At 56.7% G+C, this 20,905-nt stretch carries 24 protein-coding genes and 1 tRNA gene; 15 read left to right on the forward strand and 10 right to left on the reverse strand.

Annotated elements, in window-relative coordinates:
• The first annotated feature begins 1 nt into the window (after position 1).
• Entirely contained in the window at positions 2 to 460 is a 459-nt protein-coding gene (rplM, locus tag ACR0LL_RS04095; RefSeq protein WP_209503960.1) for a 50S ribosomal protein L13, read from the forward strand.
• Between the two features lie 6 nt (positions 461 to 466).
• On the forward strand, positions 467 to 952 hold the full coding sequence (rpsI, locus tag ACR0LL_RS04100) for a 30S ribosomal protein S9 (protein ID WP_209503959.1): 486 nt from the start codon (positions 467 to 469) through the stop codon (positions 950 to 952).
• A gap of 68 nt (positions 953 to 1,020) precedes the next feature.
• On the opposite strand, the gene ACR0LL_RS04105 is transcribed toward rpsI, so the two are convergent.
• From ACR0LL_RS04105 to ACR0LL_RS04145, 9 genes are all read right to left on the reverse strand, one after another.
• On the reverse strand, positions 1,021 to 2,181 hold the full coding sequence (locus ACR0LL_RS04105) for an ABC transporter substrate-binding protein (protein WP_480480990.1): 1,161 nt from the start codon (positions 2,179 to 2,181) through the stop codon (positions 1,021 to 1,023).
• A 25-nt stretch (positions 2,182 to 2,206) separates the two neighbouring features.
• A complete protein-coding gene (locus ACR0LL_RS04110) occupies positions 2,207 to 4,093 on the reverse strand; it encodes an AMP-dependent synthetase/ligase (RefSeq protein WP_480584212.1) in 1,887 nt (628 codons plus the stop codon).
• Between the two features lie 5 nt (positions 4,094 to 4,098).
• A complete protein-coding gene (locus ACR0LL_RS04115; protein WP_480584214.1) occupies positions 4,099 to 4,872 on the reverse strand; it encodes an ABC transporter ATP-binding protein in 774 nt (257 codons plus the stop codon).
• Positions 4,869 to 5,633, reverse strand: coding sequence for an ABC transporter ATP-binding protein (locus ACR0LL_RS04120; protein ID WP_480480983.1), 765 nt, complete (start codon positions 5,631 to 5,633; stop codon positions 4,869 to 4,871). Before ACR0LL_RS04120 ends, ACR0LL_RS04115 begins: the two co-directional genes overlap by 4 nt.
• Positions 5,630 to 6,727, reverse strand: coding sequence for a branched-chain amino acid ABC transporter permease (locus ACR0LL_RS04125; RefSeq protein WP_480584215.1), 1,098 nt, complete (start codon positions 6,725 to 6,727; stop codon positions 5,630 to 5,632). Before ACR0LL_RS04125 ends, ACR0LL_RS04120 begins: the two co-directional genes overlap by 4 nt.
• Before the next feature lie 3 nt (positions 6,728 to 6,730).
• Positions 6,731 to 7,606 carry a branched-chain amino acid ABC transporter permease gene (locus ACR0LL_RS04130; protein ID WP_480584217.1) on the reverse strand — a complete coding sequence of 292 codons (876 nt, stop codon included), beginning with the start codon at positions 7,604 to 7,606 and terminating at the stop codon, positions 6,731 to 6,733.
• Positions 7,607 to 7,681: 75 nt separating this feature from the next.
• Entirely contained in the window at positions 7,682 to 8,710 is a 1,029-nt protein-coding gene (locus tag ACR0LL_RS04135) for an alcohol dehydrogenase catalytic domain-containing protein (protein ID WP_480584219.1), read from the reverse strand.
• A gap of 209 nt (positions 8,711 to 8,919) precedes the next feature.
• The gene (locus ACR0LL_RS04140) at positions 8,920 to 9,474 is read right to left on the reverse strand and encodes a hypothetical protein (protein WP_480545581.1); all 555 of its coding nucleotides are present in this window, start codon (positions 9,472 to 9,474) and stop codon (positions 8,920 to 8,922) included.
• Positions 9,475 to 9,723: 249 nt separating this feature from the next.
• Positions 9,724 to 9,813 (reverse strand) — tRNA-Ser (locus ACR0LL_RS04145).
• Between the two features lie 123 nt (positions 9,814 to 9,936).
• Between ACR0LL_RS04145 and ACR0LL_RS04150 the strand changes: the two genes are divergently transcribed.
• From ACR0LL_RS04150 to ACR0LL_RS04190, 9 genes are all read left to right on the forward strand, one after another.
• Complete coding sequence (locus tag ACR0LL_RS04150) at positions 9,937 to 10,779, forward strand: DUF2059 domain-containing protein (protein WP_480584221.1); 843 nt, start codon at positions 9,937 to 9,939, stop codon at positions 10,777 to 10,779.
• Positions 10,779 to 11,582 carry a DUF2059 domain-containing protein gene (locus ACR0LL_RS04155; protein WP_480584223.1) on the forward strand — a complete coding sequence of 268 codons (804 nt, stop codon included), beginning with the start codon at positions 10,779 to 10,781 and terminating at the stop codon, positions 11,580 to 11,582. Before ACR0LL_RS04150 ends, ACR0LL_RS04155 begins: the two co-directional genes overlap by 1 nt.
• A 219-nt stretch (positions 11,583 to 11,801) precedes the next feature.
• Positions 11,802 to 12,413: a 50S ribosomal protein L21 gene (locus ACR0LL_RS04160; protein WP_480480969.1), complete on the forward strand. Its 612-nt coding sequence runs from the start codon at positions 11,802 to 11,804 to the stop codon at positions 12,411 to 12,413.
• 11 nt (positions 12,414 to 12,424) lie between these two features.
• The gene (rpmA, locus tag ACR0LL_RS04165) at positions 12,425 to 12,694 is read left to right on the forward strand and encodes a 50S ribosomal protein L27 (RefSeq protein WP_050602452.1); all 270 of its coding nucleotides are present in this window, start codon (positions 12,425 to 12,427) and stop codon (positions 12,692 to 12,694) included.
• A gap of 96 nt (positions 12,695 to 12,790) precedes the next feature.
• The gene (locus ACR0LL_RS04170) at positions 12,791 to 13,399 is read left to right on the forward strand and encodes a LysE family translocator (protein ID WP_480584225.1); all 609 of its coding nucleotides are present in this window, start codon (positions 12,791 to 12,793) and stop codon (positions 13,397 to 13,399) included.
• Positions 13,396 to 13,932, forward strand: coding sequence for a GNAT family N-acetyltransferase (locus ACR0LL_RS04175; protein WP_480472732.1), 537 nt, complete (start codon positions 13,396 to 13,398; stop codon positions 13,930 to 13,932). The genes ACR0LL_RS04170 and ACR0LL_RS04175 overlap by 4 nt, the downstream gene beginning before the upstream one ends.
• 37 nt (positions 13,933 to 13,969) lie before the next feature.
• Positions 13,970 to 15,004 (forward strand): GTPase ObgE, encoded by a 1,035-nt coding sequence (obgE, locus tag ACR0LL_RS04180; protein ID WP_209596239.1) that lies wholly within the window; start codon positions 13,970 to 13,972, stop codon positions 15,002 to 15,004.
• On the forward strand, positions 14,992 to 16,098 hold the full coding sequence (gene proB, locus ACR0LL_RS04185; RefSeq protein ID WP_480584227.1) for a glutamate 5-kinase: 1,107 nt from the start codon (positions 14,992 to 14,994) through the stop codon (positions 16,096 to 16,098). The genes obgE and proB overlap by 13 nt, the downstream gene beginning before the upstream one ends.
• Positions 16,099 to 16,130: 32 nt before the next feature.
• Positions 16,131 to 17,393, forward strand: coding sequence for a glutamate-5-semialdehyde dehydrogenase (locus tag ACR0LL_RS04190; protein ID WP_480584229.1), 1,263 nt, complete (start codon positions 16,131 to 16,133; stop codon positions 17,391 to 17,393).
• On the opposite strand, the gene ACR0LL_RS04195 is transcribed toward ACR0LL_RS04190, so the two are convergent.
• On the reverse strand, positions 17,390 to 17,986 hold the full coding sequence (locus tag ACR0LL_RS04195; RefSeq protein ID WP_480584230.1) for a histidine phosphotransferase family protein: 597 nt from the start codon (positions 17,984 to 17,986) through the stop codon (positions 17,390 to 17,392). The genes ACR0LL_RS04190 and ACR0LL_RS04195 overlap by 4 nt on opposite strands.
• A gap of 42 nt (positions 17,987 to 18,028) precedes the next feature.
• Here ACR0LL_RS04195 and ACR0LL_RS04200 point away from each other — a divergent pair, with 42 nt between their 5' ends.
• From ACR0LL_RS04200 to rpsB, 4 genes are all read left to right on the forward strand, one after another.
• Entirely contained in the window at positions 18,029 to 18,211 is a 183-nt protein-coding gene (locus ACR0LL_RS04200) for a DUF3553 domain-containing protein (RefSeq protein ID WP_267364751.1), read from the forward strand.
• 102 nt (positions 18,212 to 18,313) lie between these two features.
• The gene (olsB, locus tag ACR0LL_RS04205; RefSeq protein WP_480584232.1) at positions 18,314 to 19,069 is read left to right on the forward strand and encodes an L-ornithine N(alpha)-acyltransferase; all 756 of its coding nucleotides are present in this window, start codon (positions 18,314 to 18,316) and stop codon (positions 19,067 to 19,069) included.
• Positions 19,035 to 19,910: a lyso-ornithine lipid O-acyltransferase gene (gene olsA, locus ACR0LL_RS04210; RefSeq protein ID WP_480485654.1), complete on the forward strand. Its 876-nt coding sequence runs from the start codon at positions 19,035 to 19,037 to the stop codon at positions 19,908 to 19,910. Before olsB ends, olsA begins: the two co-directional genes overlap by 35 nt.
• Positions 19,911 to 20,076: 166 nt before the next feature.
• Positions 20,077 to 20,859 (forward strand): 30S ribosomal protein S2, encoded by a 783-nt coding sequence (gene rpsB, locus ACR0LL_RS04215; protein ID WP_209503940.1) that lies wholly within the window; start codon positions 20,077 to 20,079, stop codon positions 20,857 to 20,859.
• The last annotated feature ends 46 nt before the right edge of the window (positions 20,860 to 20,905 follow it).

Genomic DNA, 20,905 nt, shown 5'->3' on the forward strand with positions numbered 1-20,905 from the left:
CATGAAAACCTTTTCTGCAACACCTGCAGACATCGACAAGAAGTGGATCCTGATCGACGCCGAGGGCGTTGTTCTGGGCCGTCTTGCTTCGATCGTCGCCATGCGCCTGCGTGGCAAGCACAAAGCGTCGTTCACCCCGAACATGGACATGGGCGACAACGTCATCGTGATCAACGCTGACAAAATCCAGATGACCGGCAAGAAGCGCGAAGAAAACTTCTACTGGCACACTGGCCACCCGGGCGGCATCAAGTCGCGCACCAAACAGCAGATTTTGGAAGGTGCGCACCCCGAGCGCGTGGTCTTCCAGGCCGTCAAGCGCATGCTGCCAGGCAACCGCCTGTCGCGCCAGCAGATGACCAACCTGCGTATCTATGCCGGTGCCGAGCACCCGCACGAGGCCCAGGCCCCCGAAGTTCTGGACGTCAAGTCCATGAACAAGAAAAACACCCGGAGCTAATGACCGATGGTTGATCAGATCAATACTCTCGAAGAGCTGAGCGCCGTCGCAGGCGTTGAAACCGTGGCCGAAGAAGTCATCGTGCGTGAACCCGTACGTGACGAGCTGGGCCGCTCCTATGCCACCGGCAAGCGTAAAGACGCTGTTGCCCGCGTCTGGATCAAGCCGGGTTCCGGCAAGGTCACCGTGAACGGCAAAGATCAGGACGTCTATTTTGCACGCCCCGTTCTGCAGCTGATTCTGCGCCAGCCGTTCCAGGTTGCCGGCGTAGAAGGTGAATTCGACGTTGTTGCAACCGTCAAAGGCGGTGGCCTGACCGGTCAGGCCGGTGCGGTCAAGCACGGCATCTCGAAAGCGCTGCAACTCTATGATCCGAACCTGCGTGGTGCCCTGAAAGCCGCTGGCTTCCTGACCCGCGACAGCCGCGTTGTGGAACGTAAGAAATTCGGTAAGCGAAAAGCCCGCCGTTCGTTCCAGTTCTCGAAGCGTTAATTCGCCGGGAATACCCAAAAGAAAGGGCTCGCACTTGCGAGCCCTTTTGCTTTGCGCGGGTCAGAGATTCATTCTTCGTGAACGAGTTTCCACGCGCCGTTTTCAACAACGTTGACGAATACAGTATCCGCGCCCTGATGGTCTTCAGGACCATAGGTGATGTGGTTGCCGACCAGATCATCCTGATAATCCAGAGTTTCCATCGCCGCGATGAAACTGTCCTGCGTCAGATCGGGGCCTGCGGCCTCCAACGCCTTGACCATCATCTCAGCCGCCGAATAACCCAGCATGGCAAATCCGACCGGATCTTCACCCGTAGCTGCCTTGTATTCCTCGATAAATGCGGCCGGGGCAGGTTGATCGGCACGCGCCCAAAGATCCTGCCACGAAGCTGCCGCGTAGAATCCATCGGTCACGCCACCAGGCACCTGCGCCACGACCGTCAGGAAACTGGCCGAGGTGCCGAGAAATTTCATATCAGTCAGGCCCATTTTCTTTGCGGTGCCCACGACGGTGATCGCCTGCCGCACCCCAAGCGCCATGGTGACGATATCGCAACCCTCTTCTTTGAGCTTGCTCAGCGATCCAACAAAGTCCGTCTCATCCGGTTTATGGGTGGTTTCTGATCCAAAAGTGATCCCGGCCTCTTCGGCTCCGGCCTTGCTGCCTTCTAGAATTTCCTCACCAAAATCTGTCGGCAGGTACATGGTGCAGACCGTCTTTGATCCAAACTCGCCTGCCAGATAGTTCACACCGACACGCGCCTGATCGAAATAGGTCGAGAAAGAGGTGAACTTGTTCCGCATGGGTTCCTGCAACATCTGACGCGCGGCAGTAAGAGGCGCCACGTTGGGAATGCCCTTGGGATCCAACAGCTTGAAACCTGCCATGTTCATCGGCGTTCCAAGCGACTGCAACATGGCAAATACCTTGTCGCGATTCAGCAGTTTGTTATAGCCCTGCATGGCTCGCGGCATCTGATAGCCATTGTCTTCGACCACGTAACGAATTTTGCGCCCGTGCACGCCACCCGCTGCATTCACCCGATCAAAGACGACATTTGCACCTTTGGTCGCCGGAACACCCACCGCGGCAAAAATCCCGCTCAGGTCGTTGACAGAACCAATGACAATCTCATCATCGGTCACGCCCTGTGTTTGCGCCCAACCAAGTGTTGCCGATGCTGTCAGCAGTGATGCAGCCGCCAGCCTGTTACGTAATTTCTTCATCTCTTTCCTCCCGTTAATCTTTTGGTCAAGTGTACATGTCTTCGATCAGATGCCCGTGTTTCTTTTCGACCAGTCCGCGCTTCAGCTTCATCGTGGCTGTAAGCTCGTCGTCTTCAGCGGTCAGCAGGACGTCAATTAGACGGAAATCCTTGATCTGCTCGACCCGGGCAAACTCTGCATTCACAGCGGCAATTTCTGAACTGATCAACTGCCTGATTTCCGGTGCTGCGCATAGCGAGGCGAAATTCGAGAAGGGGATTTTATGGCCCTGCGCGTATTTTTCGACATTTTCCTGATCAATCATAATCAGTGCCGTCAGAAATTTACGCCTGTCCCCGATGAGGATTGCGTCCGCGACATAGTGACTGAACTTAAGGCGGCTTTCGATCTCGGCTGGGGTGATGTTCTTACCCCCCGCGGTGATAATGATATCCTTCAGGCGGCCCGTGATGGTGACATAGCCATCCTCATCTATTGACCCCATATCCCCCGTACGCAGCCAGCCATCGGCGGTGAAAGTTTCTGCCGTCTTCGCGTTGTTGCGCCAGTATCCTTGAAAAATGTTCAGGCCCTTCAGTTGGATTTCACCATCGTCCGAGATGCGGATGTCGCACCCTTCGACGGCTTTGCCTATGGTTCCGATCTTATTGCTGTCTGTGGTGTTGAGCGTGGCAAGGCCCGAAGTTTCGGTCATCCCGAACCCTTCCACTAACGGCACGCCGATGGACCAGTACCATTTAAGCAGATCGGTCGAGATTGGGGCAGCACCCGTTCCTCCTCGTCGCAGTTTGTCCAAGCCCAGCATTCGGCGCAGGTTTTTCAAAACCAGCTGATCCCAGAACCAGAATCTGGTGGCGACGCCGGTTGGAACAGGTTGGCCAGCACTCAGATATCCGGCACGGCGCGCACCAATTTTCAATGCCAGGCCGAATGCCAGCCGCCCCAAAGGTGTGGCTTCCTGCGTCAGGATCTGGACGTGTGAGTAGATCTTTTCCCAAACCCTTGGCACCGCTGTGAAGGTTGTCGGCGAGACCTCCTGAAGGTTTGGAAAAACAGTTTCAGGGCTCTCGGCAAAATTGACAGTGCAGCGGGCAGCCAAAGGAAAATAGACCGAGACATTACGTTCCAGAATGTGACACAGGGGAAGGAAACACAGCTGTTCATCGCCGGGCAGTGCTGGCAGCGCCCGTGCCGCGGATTCGACGGCGGCCAGAATATTTTCATGGCTAAGCATTGCGCCTTTCGGCTGACCGGTTGTGCCCGACGTATAGACCAGCAAGGCAGTGTCCTGCGGTTTGGCCAATGCAATTTCCGCTTCGAAGCGCCCGGGCTCGGCCAGTTCTGCCTTTTGGCCCAAGGCGAACAGCTCGTCGATCATCATGCAGCGCGGATGGTTCAGGTCATGCAATCCTTCGTCTTCAAGGATGATTACCTTGATCAGATCGGGAACCTCGGTCTCAATTCCCAGAAACTTGTCCAGATGTTCTTCGTCCTCGACAATCAGAAACCGGCTGCCGCTGTCGTTGATCAGATACTGCAACTGACTGGCGGAATCCGTGGTGTAGACGCCGGAAGCGATACCGCCAACGCCCTGAATACCCATGTCGAGCCAGGCCCATTCCTTGCGATCTTCGGACAGGATAGAGACCACATCGCCACGCTCCAGCCCCAGCTTGCGCAAGGCCAGCCCGATCCATTTGGCATGCTGCCAATAATCGGCCCAGGAATAGGAGTTCCAGATACCCAGGTCTTTTTCGCGATGCGCTGTTCGGCTGCCCAGTTCGGCACATCGGCTTTGGAACAACTCAGCAATTGTGATGCAGCCATCAACACGCACCGGGCGCTGTCCTGCCGTTGCATTGAACTGAACGCCGTTTATCACGACCTGTGGGGGTAGGGGCGTGGCGTCCATCCGTCTTACCTCCACGTCTTTTTCCGCTTCCAGCGGCGGCTTTCGCGCGCGCCTTCATCCTGTTTTCCAAGATAAAAGCTTTGGATATCGTCCGATTGCAAAAGCGCATCCGCGGCCCCGTCCATGACGATGCGACCCACCTCCATGACATAGCCGTGATGCGCCAGTTCCAGCGCCGCGTTGGCATTCTGTTCAACCAGCAACATCGTCATATTCTGTTCTTCGTTCAGACGTTTGAGAATGCCAAAGATCTCTTGCACCAGCAGAGGGGACAGGCCCAAAGACGGCTCATCCAGCAACATGATACGAGGTCTGGCCATCAATCCGCGCCCTATTGCCAGCATCTGTTGCTGCCCACCCGAAAGGGTTCCGGCCTCTTGCGACCGACGGCTTTTCAGAACCGGAAAATAACGAAAAACCAACTCACGATCCTGTTCGATCTGGTCTTTGTCTTTGCGGGTGTAGGCGCCGAGGCTTAGGTTTTCATCAACCGTTAACAGAGGAAACACTTCGCGCCCTTCCGGGATGTGGACCACCCCGCGCTGGACAACCTTGTGCGGCTCCCAGCCCTGGATGTCACCGCCGTCAAAGGTAATCGTTCCCTTTTCCGGGTCCATCACTCCAGAGATGGTTTTCATCAATGTGGTTTTGCCTGCGCCGTTTGCGCCAAGGATCGACACGATTTTTCCTTCGTGTACATCCAGTGAAACGCCCCGAATGGCCATGATCGGACCGTAGAAACTTTCGATATTGCGAACTTGCAAGATCGGAGCGTTCATGAGGCTTTCCCCAGATATGCCTCAATCACGGCCGGGTGCGATTGCACGTCTGCCGGTGGCCCGAGGGCCAGCTTTGCCCCATCTGCCATGGCCAGGACCCGGTCGGACACGCCTGATACCAATCCCATGTCGTGTTCGACCATCAGCACGGTAATGCCCATTTGTCGCCGGATATCGTCGATCCACCAACGCATATCGGTCGTCTCTTCCACCGACAGCCCCGACGCCGGTTCATCCAGCAACAGTAACTTGGGATCGGTCGCCAGGGCACGTGCCACTTCGACCACTTTGCGCACGCCGTAAGGCAGCCCTGAAATCATCTTGTCGCGATAGGCCTGCAAGTCGAGGAAATCGATGATTTTTTCAACTTTTTCCCGGTTCTCCAGCTCTTGCCGTCGAACTGCAGGGGTGAACAAAAGTTCTGAAATCAGGTTCGTAGTCCGATGCCTGTGTCGTCCGACCAAAAGGTTTTGCAGGACAGTTGCGTGTTCGAAGAGCTCGATGTTCTGGAAGGTTCTCGCCACACCAAAGGCCGCCACGCCAGACGGTTTGACCTGAAGCAGATCGTGACCATCAAACCTAATCGACCCTGAAAACGGTTCGTAAAAGCGCGAGATCAGGTTGAAGACCGTCGATTTGCCCGCGCCATTCGGCCCGACTATGGCAAAAACTTCGCCCTTCTGAACCTCGAAGGACAAATTGTCCACGGCCGTCAGACCACCAAATTTCAGGGTAACGTTTTCAAATTCCAGCAAGCTCATCTCAGACGCTCCGTCTTGAGATAGGATTTCTGCCGTTTGAACATGTCCTTGCGATAGAAAGGAAACAGTTCGAACCAGGTGCGGATTTTTAACCAGCGGCCATAGATGCCCATGGGTTCGAAAAGGATGAAGCCGATCAGGATCATGCCAAAGATGCCGAACTCCAGCCCCGGAATGGCAACGGTGTTTCCGCCGATGATCGCGCCGACATATTCCTTTGAAATCGATAGAAACTGCGGCAAGAACCCGATGACGATTGCGCCCAGGAACGCGCCATGGATCGAGCCCAGCCCGCCAATAACAATCATCATCAGCAATTGGATCGAAATCAGGACGCTGAAGGTTTCATTGTTAAACGCACCAGCAAACAGACCCATCAACGCGCCGGCCCAACCTGTAACCGCACAGGACAAGGCGAATGAAATCATCTTTGTTCGCGCGATATCGATACCCATCGCCTGCGCCGAAACCTCGGAGTCGCGCACGGCGATGAAGCTACGTCCTAGCGGGGCCCGCAGCAGGTTTATATATCCCAACGTGACCAGAACGGTGACGAACAGAACCAGCCAGTAAAAAAGACCAGGCGTCCCCCAGCGGTCAACCGTAAGGCCAAAGATCTCGACCCCGCCGATATATTTACCCGCGACACCACCAGTGATCGGCTCGGACAGAACGATGATGTCATCCATCAGGATGGACAGCGCCATGGTAAAGATCGCCAGGTAGATACCGTGAAGCCGCAGGGCAGGGACTGCGACGGTCACACCCGCGATCCCGGTCAGAATTCCGGCCAGCGGAAACGCGACTAGAAAAGGAACGCCTGCCTCAATCAGGGCCACGTTGGCATAACAGCCAAAGGCCAGAAAGGCCGCATGGCCCAGGCTGACTTGCCCTGTATGTCCGGTCAGGATCATCAGACCCAGACCGGCGATTGCCCAGATCAGAACGTTTGTCAGTTCACCTAGATAGAAATCGTCCAGTGCGAAAGGCGCGGCCGCGACGACAAACAGTAGAAGCAGATAAAGGCGCAACTGGAACCCGTCTTTCCAGGGGCGGATATCCTGCATGTAGTCGGTTTTGAAAACGATCCGCATGGCTCAGACCTTCTTGACCCGGACCTGACTGAACAGCCCGTTTGGTCGGAAGATCAGGACGGCAAGCAGCAAAGCGTATGGCGCGACCTGGCTGTAACCTGCCGCAATGTACCGGCTGGCGAAGGGTTCGATAACGCCGACAATCAGCCCTCCGGCCAATGCACCCGGCAAACTGCCGAACCCGCCGATAACGGCGGCGGCAAACGCCTTGATGCCCAGCAATCCTGTTGTCGGATCCACAGCCCCTTTTGCAGCAAAGAGAATTCCGGCAATTCCTGCAACGCCTCCGGCCAAAGCCCAGACCCATCCCTGAACACGCCTGACGGGAATGCCCATGTAATAAGCTGCCAGCTGGTTTTGCGAGGCGCCCTGCATCGCCAGACCCAGCTTGGTGCGGCTGAAGAAAACATAGAGTGCCCATGTCAGCAGCACCGTGACAACGATTATCGCGACATCCTCCATCCCCAGTACAAGACCGCCCATACGCACTTCTTTGCCCGCAAGCGGGTTTTGCAGCGTTTGCGGCTCGTGCCCCCAGATTAGACCGGCAACGAAACGGATCACAAAGCCCAAAGCAATGGTCAGTATGACAACGGCGGTCTGGCTTTCACCGAACAAGCGGCGAATGATCAGGCGATCAAGAAGAAAACCGAGCGCGCCCATTATTCCCAATGAAACAGGCAGAGCGAGCCAGAACGGCAACCCCATATATTCGGTATTTGTCAGGCCGATGGTCACAAATGCGCCCAGCATCATGAAATCACCCTGCGCAAAATTCACCGCTTCGGTTGCCTTGTAGATCAATACAAAGCCAAGCGCGATCAGGCCGTAGACACACCCGTTCGCCAGCCCGCTAATCAGCAGCTGCGCGTTATCCACACTGTCCTCCCTCCACCGGTTTTCCAGCGTCTTCGTCCGCCCGCGTGTATCCTCCGGTAACGCAGGTGAGTTCTACTATGGGGTGATAATCACCTTTCCGTCACTCTTTTTCAGCGCATCGGCAAGATTCGACACAAGATTTTCGAGTGTAAGGTGTTCGGAAACATCCGTTTTCCAGCGACCATCGGCAAAGCGGGCCTGAACTTCGGCCACAACCCGCATCTGGTCAGCGGGCGGTGTCGACATCATCCATTGCGTCAGCCAGAAACCTTCGATCCGTTTCCCCATGAAGATCAGCTGGCCGGTCTGAGAAAGCGTTGGCGCTTCGGTCGAAAGTTTGCCGTAGCTGACCCAGCGCGCCCGGTTGGGCATGGCGCAGAACAGTTTCTCGGACAGTTGATCCGTCACCGCATCAAGGAAGACCCGAGGCTTCAGCGTGGCGCTTATCGCGGCAAACTTCTCGACGATTTCAGGATCGGACGTCACAAGCACTTCGGCTGCTCCAAGACTTTTCAGCGTATCGACTGTCTCGGCCCGGCGCACCAGCGCGATGGGTTTTAACCCCAGATCACGCCCGAGGCTGCACATCAGTTTTCCCAATTGGCTGGACGCAGCGGATATCACAAATGCATCGCCGTCTTCCCTTGCCATGTCCACCATCGCCATCGCGGTGAGAGGGTTGACGATTTGCGCGGCTCCGTCATCATCTGAAATATCCGGACGCAAAGGAATACACATTTGCATCTGCGTCACGATGTATTCCGCCCAGGCGCCGGAACCTGCGGCCACGAAAGCGACGCGCTGTCCCTTCAGCGCCTCGGCACCTTTTCCGGTTGCAACGACGTCGCCACAGCCTTCGAATCCGGCCGCGGCACCTTTGACGCGCGGCTGGCCGTATTCACCCTTGATGAAGTGGAGGTCGGACGGATTGACCGACGACGCGCGCAGGCGGATCAAAACCTGACCGGGGCCGGGATTGGGAACGGGCAGTTCCGCAGCTTCAAGCCAATCAGCCGCATCCTCGATGACTGGTCCGGTCGAAGTGGCCGAGTACCCGTCGTGTTTCAGGATGGCAGCTTTCATTGTTTGGGGCAGGTCAGTCATGGGATCGTCCTCAAGATGGCTTGTTCAATGCGCACACCCCCTTAAACAGGAGATTGCCAACGGGCGATCTCGGGGTGAGGATGTGTTGTCGGGGCAGCCAATCAAAAGCCGCACACTGGGTCAATTCAGAGAAACGATAACGTAAGGGCACGACTGGAAAATTGGCGTGAGAGGAAGGGGCCGGGAACTGGCAACCGGCCCCTTCTTTGTTATTGCTGCGTCAACAGCGCGGTCAGTTCCTGAATCTTCAAGGCGATGGTTTCAGGCGACTCTTTAATGTCATTTACGATCTTGATCGCCTGTTCTTTCAGATCCGTGGCCAATGTGCTGTCCTGAATCGAGCTCATGATGCCTTCATAGTCGAAATTGGTGGGGTCCAGCTTGCCTTCCTGAATCCAGGAGCTCAGCAATTCCTGTCCCTGACCCGCCAGCGCCGCCACCTGATCACCGGCTTGCTGTGCTGCCTCGGATGCTTGTTCCGCAACAGACGAAGCTGCCTCACTGGCTTGGTCGGCAACCGACGATGCGGCTTCCTGCGCCTGTTCGGTCAAGGATGAAGCTGCCTCGCTGGCCTGTTCTGTTGCACCTTCCAGCGCGTCAGACGCAGCTTCCTGAGCGGTTGACGCGGCATCAGCCACTGCATCGCCCGCCTCCTGCGCTGCGGATTGCACTTGTTCAGCCGGGGTTTGTTCGGACTGGTTGAGATAGTAGTAACCACCAACACCAACAGCGGCGATGATGATCAGGATAAGAATACGCGACATGTTTGTCTCCTTTGGAAAATGTGTCGCTGGGATGCGTTAAATGTAGCGGATATACAAAGGGGAATTCCTGTGAATTCTCAGCAGAATACAGGTTTGGGCCGTGCTACGCTGATTGCACCAGATTTCACGGCAAGAACACGCCGGGTGACATAGGCCACTACAGTTTCTGACAGCGGACCACTTGCAATTTTGTTGATAACCCAAATCAGACCGGAAGACGTTTTCTGACAGCCTTCGATATTGGGAATGTGGCGGAGAGACAGGGATTCGAACCCTGGGTGGGCTTGCACCCACAACGGTTTTCGAGACCGCCCCGTTCGACCACTCCGGCACCTCTCCGCGGGGGTCTGTGAGGGGGGGATTTAGTCAGGAACGAACGGGGGCGCAAGCAGAAAATTCCGGAAATCGTGATTGCCCGGATTTTCCGTTGCCTGCCAGCGCAAAACACCTACTCTGAAAGGTATGACACAGTTTGCACACCGCATCGCCTTTTGGTTTCTCGCCCCGTTTCTGGCGCTTGTTCTGGTTCCTTTGGAGCTTTCTGCGGCGAACCGGGATCGGATTGAGGCTTTTCTGACGACGACCGGTTTTGACGTAGCTCTTGAAAGCATCGCCCTGAGCTCACGGTCCGCGCCGCAGATGTTGGGTGTTGACCCAGAGGGTTTCGGCTCGGACTGGACCCGTTTGACGGACGAGGTTTTTGAAGTCGGTGCAATGCACAACACCGCAGTTTCCATTCTGGAACAGACCCTAAGTGACGAGGCCCTGGCACACGCTGTCGAGTTTTACGCGTCTGACCTTGGTCAACGTCTGGTCGTGGCCGAAAATGCCTCACACATGCAAGAAGACGATGACGTCAAGCAATTGGCAGGTCAAAGGATCATCTCTGACCTGATCAAGAACGGGTCGAAACGGGTCGAAAGTTTTAAACGCATGAACGCCGCGATCGATTCCACAGGTACGGCGTTGCGTGCCTTGCAGGAAATTCAGGTGCGCTTCCTGTTGGCGGCCAGCGCATCGGGAGTCATCGAGCTACAGCTGGACGGGGATGAACTGCGTGAATTGATGAAGCAAAATGAACCGGCAATGCGTCAGTCACTGCAACTGTCCAATCTGGCGGGCGCTGCTTACACTTATCAGGATTTTTCCGACGCTGATGTGGATACATATGTTGACGCGCTGGAACAGCCGCTGATGCAGGAAGTCTACGAGCTATTGAACGCCATCCAATATGAGATCATGGCCATGAGGTTCGAGGTTCTGGCCGCGCGGATGGCCGAATTGCACCCGGCACAGGACATTTGATGCAGCGCGTAATTCTGGCATTTGTGGTCGCCCTGTGTTGGGCACTGCCGCTGTATGCCGATGGAAAAGTCGACCGACTGGCGAAAGCCATGCGCCTGACACAGGTGATGGAAATCCTTGTTCACGAGGGGCAGGGCCATCGCGAGACTCTTGATGATACTTTTTTGGATAACAAGGGTGGCGCTTTTTTCGAGTCGCAGGTCAATCGTATCTACGATCCCCTTTGGATGCGGGAACATCTGACGGACGCCTTCAAAGAAGGTATGTCCGATATTCAGCTTGATCAGGCCATCTTGTTTTTTGAAAGTGATCTTGGCCAGACCATCGTAACACTGGAAAACTCGGCCCGGCGCGCCATGTCGGATCAGGCAATCGAAGACATGGCCCGAGAAGTCTACAAATCCGCAGAACGCAGCACCGCTCAGTTTGCTTTGGTCAAGGAATATATCGAGGCAAATGACCTGATCGAAAAGAATGTTCAGGGGGCATTGACGTCTGACTACAGCTTCTTTCAGGGCCTTGATGTTGATGCGCGGACCGATGATCAGGAACTGCTGGCAGAGCTTTTGTTGCAGAAAGAAAGCCGGGCCGAGGACACTGAGGAGTGGCTTTATTCGTTTCTTCTTATGGCCTACCGCCCGTTGGATGAGGCTCAGATGCGCGAAAATATCGCGTTTTCCAGAACCGAGACGGGACGCGCCTTGAATGAGGCCGTGTTTAACGGCTTTGATCGTATGTTCAATGATATTTCCTATCGCCTGGGGCAGGCGGTTGGACAAGCGCTGAGGGCGTCCGATCTTTGACGCCGCTTTGGTGTTGACTTTTACCTGTAATCTATGGATAAGCGCGCATCCCGGCCGGTTTTCCGCGCCGGGTATCGTTATTATTTGGCCCTCATGACGTTGTCAGGGGCCATTCACACAGCCCGAAAAGGGCACGCTGTTCGAGGTGGCTTTCAAGTTTCTTGGGGCCAAAACACCCAACCGGGGACCACAGAACGCGGGTTAGAAAAGGAAAGACGCATGTTTGCGGTCCTCAAGACTGGCGGCAAGCAGTACAAGGTTCAGGCGGGCGATATCCTCCGCGTTGAAAAACTGGCTGCCGACGCAGGTGAAAAAGTTCAATTCAACGATGTTCTGATGCTGGGCGGTGACGCTCCGGTCGTTGGCGCACCTTTCGTTGCAGGCGCAGGCGTTCAGGCCGAAGTGATCGAACAGATCAAAGGTGACAAGGTCATCAAGTTCGTCAAACGCCGTCGTAAGCACAGCTCGAAGCGTACCGTTGGCCACCGTCAGAAACTGACACTGGTCAAAATCACCGACATTCTGGCGTCGGGCGCCGACAAATCCGGCATCAAAGCTGCAACCGGTTCCGCTCCGGCTGGCGAGGCGGCACCCGCTGCAAAGCCTGCCAAGAAAGCCGAAGCCAAGGCTGAAGCACCCGCTGCTGCCGCTGCTGACGATCTGACCCAACTGAACGGTGTCGGCCCTGCCGCCGCCAAGAAGCTGGTTGAGGCCGGTATCGAGAGCTTTGCCGCTCTGGCCGCCTTGTCGGATGAGCAGATTGCTGCTATCGAAACGGTCAAAGTGAAACCCGAATGGGTTGAGCAAGCCAAAGAATTGGCTAAAGGCTAAGGAGAGAGAGAATGGCACATAAAAAAGCTGGCGGTTCCTCCCGTAACGGTCGCGACTCAGCTGGTCGTCGCCTTGGCGTAAAACTGTATGGTGGCCAGGCCGCTATCGCAGGCAACATCATCGTGCGTCAGCGCGGTACCAAGTTCTGGCCGGGCGAAGGCGTAGGCATTGGCAAAGATCACACCATCTTTGCAACTGTCGATGGCGCCGTGAAGTTCCACAAGGGACTTAAAAACCGCACCTTTATTTCGGTCCTGCCAGTGGCGGAGGCCGCAGAGTAAGCCGAGACCCAGAAGGTTTAAGAAAAATTCATGGGGGACCGGCACAAAGTGCCGGTCCCCTTTCTCGTTTTAACGCAGTCGTGATCGAAAGAACCGATGACAGTCGCAACCACCAGTTTCCTGATCTTTGCCGCCTCTCAGGTCGGCACGCCGGGGCCGGCCAACATGGTCCTGCTGGGAACGGGTGCGCGCTATGGGTTTCGTGCCGCATTACCTTTTGTGGCCGGTGTCGTGCTTGGTAAGCAGCTGATTATCTGGCCCGTGGGCTTTGGTTTGCTGCAACTGGCGGAACAGGTTCCGACGGCCTTTGCGGCGCTGAAATATGCTTCGGCTGCATATATTTGCTGGCTGGCGTGGAAGATCGCGAATTTGCGACTGTCGCGCGAAACTGCGGTTGGTGATGTTCCGGGATTCTGGGCGGGGTTGATCGTGCATCCGCTGAATCCAAAAGCCTGGGCCATGATTGTTGCAGGTTTTACGGGCTTTGTCGCGGCGGGGACGTCCAGCTTTGACGCAACGCTCACGATCGCTCTTAGTTTGTTGATCTGCCAGATTGTTTTGCACCCGATCTGGACTTTTGCGGGGGATAGAATCGCGCATGCGGTTGAAGGTCGCCCGGCGGAAAAATATCTGATGTGGACGTTGGCGGGTCTTACGGTCGCGTCCGTACTATTCGTGTTGTTCGGAGGAGGAACACACCAATGAAGCTTGAGACAATAATAAATCAGCCGGTCATTGAAACCGAGCGGTTCGACCTGCGCCCCCTGCGCCGGTCGGATATGGGCCTTATCGAGCATTACGCAGGTGATGAGCGCGTGGCGCGGATGACCACCAGTATTGCACATCCACTGGCCCCTGGTTCGATCGAAGCCTTTGTAACCCGTTCGATGGCTGACAACCGGGACGAGGACGTCTGGGTCATGGATGCTACCAAGGACGGTGGCCCGGAACTGATCGGTGTGATTTCGCTGAAACGGCTTGATCGGAATCAGTCTGAAGTCGGCTATTGGGTCGCGCCGATCTATTGGAACACGGGCATTGCCTCGATGGCTGTGGAAGCGCTTGTTAACGCCAACCCGCTGGAAAACGCGACGATGTTTGCCAGTGTGTTTCAGGATAATCCGGCCTCGGCCCGGGTCCTGACCCATTGCGGGTTCCAGTATCTGGGCGATGCGGAAAGCTATTCGGTGGCGCGCGATGCGAATGTGCCCACCTGGACATACAGTAAAAAACTCTGACTTGTGGCCGATGGGGCCTTTGCAGTAGGGGACACACATGAAATTTCTCGATCTCGCAAAGGTCTACATCCGGTCCGGGGCCGGCGGTAGCGGCTGCGTCAGCTTCAGACGCGAAAAGTTTATCGAATACGGCGGCCCCGATGGCGGGGACGGCGGCAAAGGCGGGTCTGTCTGGGCCGAAGTTGTGGATGGGCTGAACACCCTGATCGACTTCCGCTATCAGCAACACTTCTTCGCCAAAAACGGGCAACCGGGCCGGGGGCAGCAACGCACCGGCAAGGATGGGGACGATATCGTTCTGCGTGTTCCGGTTGGCACTGAAATCCTGGACGAAGACGAAGAAACCGTCATCTGCGACCTGACCGAAGTCGGGCAACGCGTTCTGCTGGCCAAGGGCGGCAATGGCGGCTTTGGCAACCTGCATTTCAAGTCCGCCACCAATCAGGCCCCGCGCCGCGCCAATTCGGGGCAGGCGGGGATTGACCGCACAATCTGGCTGCGGCTCAAGCTGATCGCCGATGTGGGTCTTTTGGGTATGCCGAATGCAGGCAAGTCGACCTTTCTGGCGGCCACGTCGAATGCGCGGCCCAAGATTGCCGACTATCCGTTTACCACGCTGCACCCCAATCTTGGCGTTGTCGGCGTGGACAACGTCGAATTTGTTGTGGCCGATATTCCGGGCCTGATCGAAGGCGCTCATGAAGGCCGTGGCATTGGTGACCGTTTTCTGGGTCACGTGGAACGCTGTGCCGTGTTGTTGCATCTGGTCGATGGCACCTCTGCGACGGTCGCCGATGATTACCGCACGATCATTCACGAGCTAGAAGCCTATGGCGGTGAACTGGCTGAAAAGCCCCGGATCACTGTTCTGAACAAGATCGACGCGCTGGATGACGAAGAACGTGCCCTTGCCGTCGCTGAGCTTGAGGAGGCCGTGGGCGGCCCCGTCATGACCATGTCCGGTGTGGCACATCTGGGTGTAACCGAAGTTCTGCGGGCGCTGCGCAGCCAGATTGACGACAACCGTGTGCGTCAGAAACCCGCTGAGGAGGCACAGCCTTGGCAACCCTGACCTCGGCACGCCGTCTGGTGGTAAAAATCGGGTCGGCTTTGCTGGTTGATCGCGACACTGGTTTGCTGCGTTCTGACTGGCTGCTGTCGTTGGCGCAGGATGTTTCCTGGCTCAAGGGACAAGGGAAAGATGTAATCCTTGTTTCGTCCGGTTCGATTGCACTGGGCCGCGGCGTTCTGGGACTGCCGATGGCGGCACTGCCCTTGGAACAGTCACAGGCTGCTGCTGCGGTTGGGCAAATCCGGCTTGCACGCGCTTATGAAGAAGCGTTGGCACCCCATGGGATCACCACGGCGCAGGTTCTGGTGACGCTTGAAGATAGCGAAGATCGCCGCAGGTATCTGAACTCACGCGCAACCTTGGAAACTCTGCTTGGGTTGGGCGTCGTTCCGATCGTCAATGAAAACGACACGGTTGCAACGGACGAAATCCGGTATGGCGACAATGACCGCTTGGCCGCGCAAATCGCCGTGACAGTAGGGGCCGACCAACTGATTCTGCTGTCGGATGTGGATGGCTTCTATTCGGGTAATCCCAAGGAAGACGCTTCGGCGAAGCGCTTCGAGACAATCGACAGGATCACACCCCAAATTGAAGCCATGGCCGGTGATGCGGGCTCGGGCCTGTCAAAAGGCGGGATGAAGACAAAACTGTTGGCAGCCAAGATGGCGACCGCGGGCGGTTGCGCCATGGCGATTACCGAAGGGTCGGTTCTGAACCCTCTGAAAACGCTCGAAAACGGTGCCAATTCCACATGGTTTACCGCGACATTGGATCCACATGCAGCCCGCAAACGCTGGATTTCGGCGATGAAACCTCGGGGTGAGATTACCGTGGACGAGGGGGCGGCCAAGGCACTGGCCAATGGCAAAAGCCTGCTACCTGCCGGGATTGTGGAAGTGACCGGAGATTTCGGTCGCGGCGATCCTGTCGCCGTCCTTGATCTGGAATCCCGCCGTCTGGCTCAGGGGATAAGCCGGTATACGGCGCAGGAAGCCGATGCGATCAAGGGGCGTAAGTCTTCTGAGATTGAAGCGACGCTGGGCTATCCCGGCCGCGCAGCCCTCATCCACCGGGACGACCTCGCCCTTTAACCTTCAATAAGATGATCTGAAAGGCACGCGATATGAAAGACTTCGATAGCATTCCTGCTCTGATGGAAGATCTTGGGAAACGTGCCAAAGCCGCTTCGCGTGAACTGGCTTTCGCAACAGCTGAACGAAAGCACGCAGCGCTGATTGCAGCCGCAGACGCGGTTTGGGCCAATCGGGCACGGATCATCGAAGCCAATCAAAAAGATCTGGAATTCGGCCGCGACAAGGGACTGAGCCCCGCAATGATGGATCGCCTGATGCTGGGTGAGGCGCGTGTTCAGAGCATGGTGGACGGACTGAGAACCGTCGCGGAGCAGGCCGACCCGGTGGGTGAGGTTCTGTCTGAATGGAATATGCCCACGGGCCTTAACATCCAGCGCGTCCGGACACCGTTAGGGGTTATCGGCGTGATCTATGAAAGCCGACCCAACGTGACTGCGGATGCCGGGGCGCTGTGCCTGAAATCGGGCAATGCGGTAATCCTGCGTGGCGGATCCGAAAGCTTTCATTCCTCAACCGCGATCCATGCCTGTCTGGTCGAAGGGCTGAAGGCCGCGAACCTGCCCGAAGACGCCATTCAACTTGTGCCCACACGCGACCGCGCCGCGGTGCAGGAGTTGCTGACATTGACCGACTATGTCGACGTCATCGTTCCACGCGGAGGCAAGAGACTGGTGGGCCTTGTACAACGAGAGGCCCGTGTGCCGGTCTTTGCCCATCTCGAAGGCATCGTGCACATTTACATCGACAAGGCTGCTGACCCGCAGAAAACGCTGGAAGTGGTACTGAATGCCAAGACCCGCCGCACTGGTATTTGCGGAGCCGCTGAATGCTTGCTGGTTCATCAGGATATCGCCGACACACTGGGGCGTGACGTGGTTGCGGCACTGGTCCAGTCAGGCGTCGAGGTTCACGCCGACGGTGTTCTCGCTGGGGAGGGTACAGTTGCTGCTACGGCGGATGACTGGGGAAAAGAGTTCCTCGACAGCGTGATCGCGGCGAAGCCCGTTGCCGATATTGATGCCGCGATTGCTCATATTCAGCAATACGGCTCGAACCACACCGATTGCATCATGACCGAGGATGACGCGGCAGCGGCCCGTTTCTTTGAGCGTCTGGACAGCGCAATCCTCATGCACAATGCCTCGACTCAGTTTGCGGATGGTGGCGAGTTTGGCATGGGGGCAGAAATCGGAATCGCGACGGGCAAGATGCACGCGCGCGGGCCGGTTGGGGCGGCGCAATTGACCAGTTTCAAATATCTCGTGCGCGGGAACGGAACGATCCGGGCTTAAAACCGAAGTGACACGCGGGTTGCCGAGGTTTCAACGGCAATCCGCCGACCCATCGCAGCTGCCGTTTCAGGCAGCAACGCGAACTGAACGTGCGCGGGCGTGATCTTGGTGGGAAACCGACCTGTCACAACGTTCTTCCAAAGATCACTATCGACATTCAACCGGTCTGCAACCCCGGTCACAATCCAATTGTTGCCCTGATTGACGATTTCGACCGCGCCGCCCAGCGGCATGGCACTTTCGCAGCACATAAACGCCAGAAAGGCCAGTTTGACCTGATTACGCGGCACTGGCCCGGTCAGGTTCCAGTTGACCCGTATCCGCCCGGCACGCTCGATATCTTTCAGCAGTTCGGTTACTTCGGTCCGACCAAGCGGCTGATCACTGGCCGAGCCAAAGGCAACGCGGAAAAAGCGTATACGCGCCCCGGCACTTCCGACACTGCCCGAGATCAGTTCCATCTCGGGGCCCTGTACGGCGCCCACCATATCCAACAGCTCAAGCCCGTTGGTGATCGCCCCGATCGGGCTGATCAGATCATGGCAAATCCGCGAACCGATCAATTCGGCCAGGTTGACGTTGCTCTCGCCCATGCGTACCTCCGACTGTATCTGCCGCACGTCCCGGAGGCCCCTATGACAGACATGAATGCTATACTTGCACCGGGCATGTTTGTCCGCCACCCGGATTTTCCCGAATGGGGCGTCGGACAGGTTCAGTCCAACATTGCAGGCAAGATCACCGTGAACTTTCGCGAGCAGGGAAAAGTGGTGATCGACGGAACGCGCATCGCCCTGATGCCGGTCTTTGATCTGTGAAAGTGGTTTAGGAAAGGTTAACAACGCTGACCGAAGCGGGGCTTGTTGCCTTTGGCTGAAAAACTGCGGTATCAGCAGCCAAAAGAACACGGATCACCCCATATGCCGGATACTGGCCCTTCTTTCACTGTAAAACTGGCCGAGACCGAAGCCGACCTGCAAGCAGCTCAACGCCTGCGCTATGACGTCTTCGTGCGTGAGTTGGGGGGCGGTGGAGAGATGGTCGATCACGATGCTGGCCTCGAGAAAGACCGTTTCGACCCGTATTTCGATCATATGTTGGCCTATGATGATCACACCGGCGAAATCATTGGCGTCTACAGGATGTTACCGGGCGAACGTGCTGCGGAACTGGGGCAATTCTATTCCGAAGATGAATATGACCTGACCGTTCTCAAGAACAGCGGGCGCAAACTGCTGGAGTTGGGACGGTCGTGCCTGCACCCCGACTACCGTGGGGGTACGGCAATGTACCACCTGTGGAACGGTTTGGCCGCTTATGTAGCGGAACGTGACATTGAGGTGCTGTTCGGCGTTGCGAGTTTTCACGGAACAGACGTGACCACATTGGCGCAGCCCTTGTCGATGCTTCACCACAACCATCTGGCTCCGCCAGAGTTGCGCGTACGGGCGCAGCCCGATGTTTTTCAGTCGATGAACCTTGTGAAACCAGAGGCTTTGGACCGCCGCGCCGCCATGGTTCAGGTGCCAGCATTGATCAAAGCCTACCTGCGCTTGGGTGGTTTCGTGGGCGAGGGCGCCTTTATCGACCACACCTTCAACACAACGGATGTGTGCCTGATCCTCGACACGACGCGCATGAATGAACGGCAGCGTCGAATTTATGGCGGGGCGTGACGCTGTGAATGACCCGCTCTGGAATAGTGAAGACGCGCCCGATCCGATCGAGCTGGGCGTTACAGGATGGGTTCTGGTCATTCTGCGCGGAGTCCCGCTGGCGGCCCTTGTCTTTGGTGGCCTGATCATCCTTCTGGCCGTTCGCCTGATCGAGTATCCGATTTTCGGCGTCCGGCGACCTGTGACGCCGTTCATCACGCAGTTTGTCTGCCGCAACGCGTTTCGAATTCTTGGCATCGGGTTCCGCACATCAGGCGCGCTGATGAAAGAGAGGGGGGCGGTGGTGGCAAACCACACGTCCTGGCTGGATATCTTTGCTCTGAACGCGCGCAAGCGGGTCTATTTTGTCTCCAAAGCAGAAGTCGCCAAATGGCCCGGTATCGGCTGGCTGGCCCGTGCGACCGGGACGCTTTTCATCGAACGGGATCGCAAGAAAGCCAAGGAACAAACCAAGCTGTTTGAAACCCGCCTGAAAGTGGGTCACAAACTGTTGTTTTTCCCCGAAGGCACCTCAACCGACGGGCTTCGCATTTTACCTTTCAAAACAACGCTTTTCGCCGCGTTCTTTGCAGATGAGTTGCGTGATTTCATGTATATCCAACCCGTTTCTGTGGTGTTTCACGCGCCCAAAGGCCAGCCAAAACGCTTTTATGGCTGGTGGGGGGATATGGAGTTCGGGCCGCATTTGCTGAAGACCCTTGGCGCACGTCGGCAAGGAACGGTTGAACTAATCTATCATGCGCCAGCGCGGGTCAGCGACTTTGAAAACCGCAAGGCTCTTGCCGCCCATTGTGAAGACGCCGTCAGGCATGCGCACGCATTGGCGCAGCTTGAAAAATAAGGGCGATTGGCCCTTGCGTAGCGCGCAAACCTGCCTTATACGCGCGCCATTCAAACCCGCAGGCGGGGTTTGGCCTTTTTGAGGGAGACATCCTCATCAAGACCGCCGGTTGGAGCGTCCGCTTCTTTCACCCCCGCCCAGGCGTAAACCGGAAAAGGAAAATAGCATGGCTCTTCCCGAGTTCACCATGCGTCAGCTGCTGGAAGCTGGCGTTCACTTTGGTCACCAGACACAGCGTTGGAACCCCCGCATGGGCCCGTTCATCTACGGCTCGCGCAATGGCATCCACATCATGGACCTGACCCAGACTGTTCCGATGCTGGATCAGGCTCTGCAGGCTGTTCGTGACACCGTCGCAAAAGGTGGCCGCATTCTGTTCGTTGGTACCAAGCGCCAGGCCGCTGGCCCGATCGCTGAAGCGGCTGAAAAGTCGGCTCAGTACTACATGAACCACCGCTGGCTGGGCGGCACGCTGACCAACTGGAAAACCGTTTCCCAGTCGATCAACCGTCTGAACCAGATCGACGAAGCCATGGAATCGGGCGCAGAAGGCCTGACCAAGAAAGAGCGTCTGGGCATGGAACGTGACCAGGGCAAACTTCAGGCATCGCTGGGTGGTATCCGCGAAATGGGCGGCGTTCCGGACCTGCTGTTCGTCATCGACGTCAAGAAAGAAGCATTGGCCATCGCAGAAGCCAACAAACTGGGTATCCCGGTTGTGGCTGTTGTTGACACCAACTGCTCGCCCGATGGCGTTGACTACATCATCCCCGGCAACGACGACGCAGCTCGCGCAATCGCTCTGTACTGCGATCTGGCCGCACGCGCCGCTCTGGACGGTATGACCGCGCAGATGGGCGCAGCAGGCGTAGATCTGGGCGCATTCGAAGAAGCTCCGGTTGAAGAAGCTCTTGCGGAAGAAGCCGCAGAAGCCCCTGCCGAAGCGTAAGCTGCCCGTCACGTAAATGACATATGGGGCAGGGTATGACCTGCCC

It is taken from the genome of Ruegeria sp. AI2 (genome assembly GCF_056541275.1).